This window comes from Lysinibacillus sp. UGB7 (genome assembly GCF_049058285.1).
GTDB classification, from domain to species: domain Bacteria; phylum Bacillota; class Bacilli; order Bacillales_A; family Planococcaceae; genus Lysinibacillus; species Lysinibacillus sphaericus_B.
Genome location: NZ_JBMGUV010000089.1, coordinates 1 through 1,277 on the forward strand (window position 1 = coordinate 1; position 1,277 = coordinate 1,277).

At 37.8% G+C, this 1,277-nt stretch carries 1 protein-coding gene; it reads right to left on the minus strand.

The genetic code is table 11. From position 1 onward, the window contains the following. Positions 1-38: 38 nt before the first annotated feature. Positions 39-1,183, minus strand: a protein-coding gene (locus ACOMCU_RS27985; RefSeq protein ID WP_421052293.1) for an IS3 family transposase whose coding sequence is annotated in 2 segments (ribosomal slippage) — positions 39-910 and positions 910-1,183 — 1,146 coding nt in all. Because the reading frame shifts where the segments join, the coding sequence is not laid out codon by codon here. Between the last annotated feature and the right edge of the window lie 94 nt (positions 1,184-1,277).

A 1,277-nucleotide genomic window follows, 5' to 3' on the forward strand; every position in this document is an offset into this window, starting at 1 on the left:
GGCACTGAGTGTCATTTTTGAGACAGTAAGAAAACACCCTATTTTACAGCCAGTTGACGGTATTGAACCGGCGACTGGTTGTTTAATTTCGTTTTAATCCGAATATTGTTATAATAGTAAATGTATTCTTCGACAATATTTATTACACACGCATTTGTTGTGCGATAAATATCATCGAGGTAGAACGTTTCAGACTTTAGCGAGGAGTGAAACGTTTCAATTGGGGAATTATCAGCGGGCGTGCCTTTACGAGACATGCTCATGGTAATTCCTTTTTCTTTGACTGCCTTCTGATACACGTAAGATGTGTAAACAGAACCTTGATCGCTATGCAGAATACAGCCCCCTGGTAAATCTGGTAATTGATTCAGCGTATCTAAGACAAGGTCAGTGTCTTGTGTAAACCCAATTGTATACGCAATAATTTCGCCATTAAATAGGTCTAAGATACTTGAAAGGTACATTATGGATTGTCCAAAAGGCAAGTAAGTAATATCTGTTACGAGCTTTTCCAACGGTTTTGTTGCCGTAAAATCACGTGCTAATAAGTTAGGAACAATATGAGCTGGTTGTCCTGTACGTTTACGTTTCTTTACCTTCACACGACATTGCCAGTCATATTTTCGCATCACACTTTGCACTGTTTTCTCACTAATGCCTTTAAGTAATTCTGTGATTTTTCGATAGCCGTATCTGAATTTGTGTAGCTTGCACAAGTCACCAATTTCTTGGTCTCGAAGATCCTTTTGAGTTAATTTGTTTCTATTGGCCTTCCAGCGATAATACGATGAACGGGCTACACCTAAATGACGGCAAATTTCACCAATCGGCATAATTTCTTTTAGCTCCTCTACTAGCGCAACTACAACTTTTGGGACCACTTCCTCTCCAACTCTGCGTACTTTTTTAAAACTTCAATTTGTTGCTTTAAATAACGATTCTCTGCTTGTAACTTAGCGGTTTCACTTTCATATTCAGGTCCTTTGCCAAAGGTATATTGTTTTCCTACAGGTTGTTCAAGACGATGTAATTCACCATTCCTGTACCATTTCATCCATGTTTTTAACTGAGAATGGTTACGAATATTTAGCTCCTCTAGTACTTGTTTTACAGGAATCCCTGCTAATCTCATTTCAATTGCTTTCATTTTCACTTCTACTGGATAACTAACTCTTGTCCTCATAGAAAAACACCTCCACGTTGATTTGATAAGGTACAATACCCGTTTTTCAACGAAAGGTGTTTTTATTTGTCTCAATTTTTTAGGTCAGTACGTT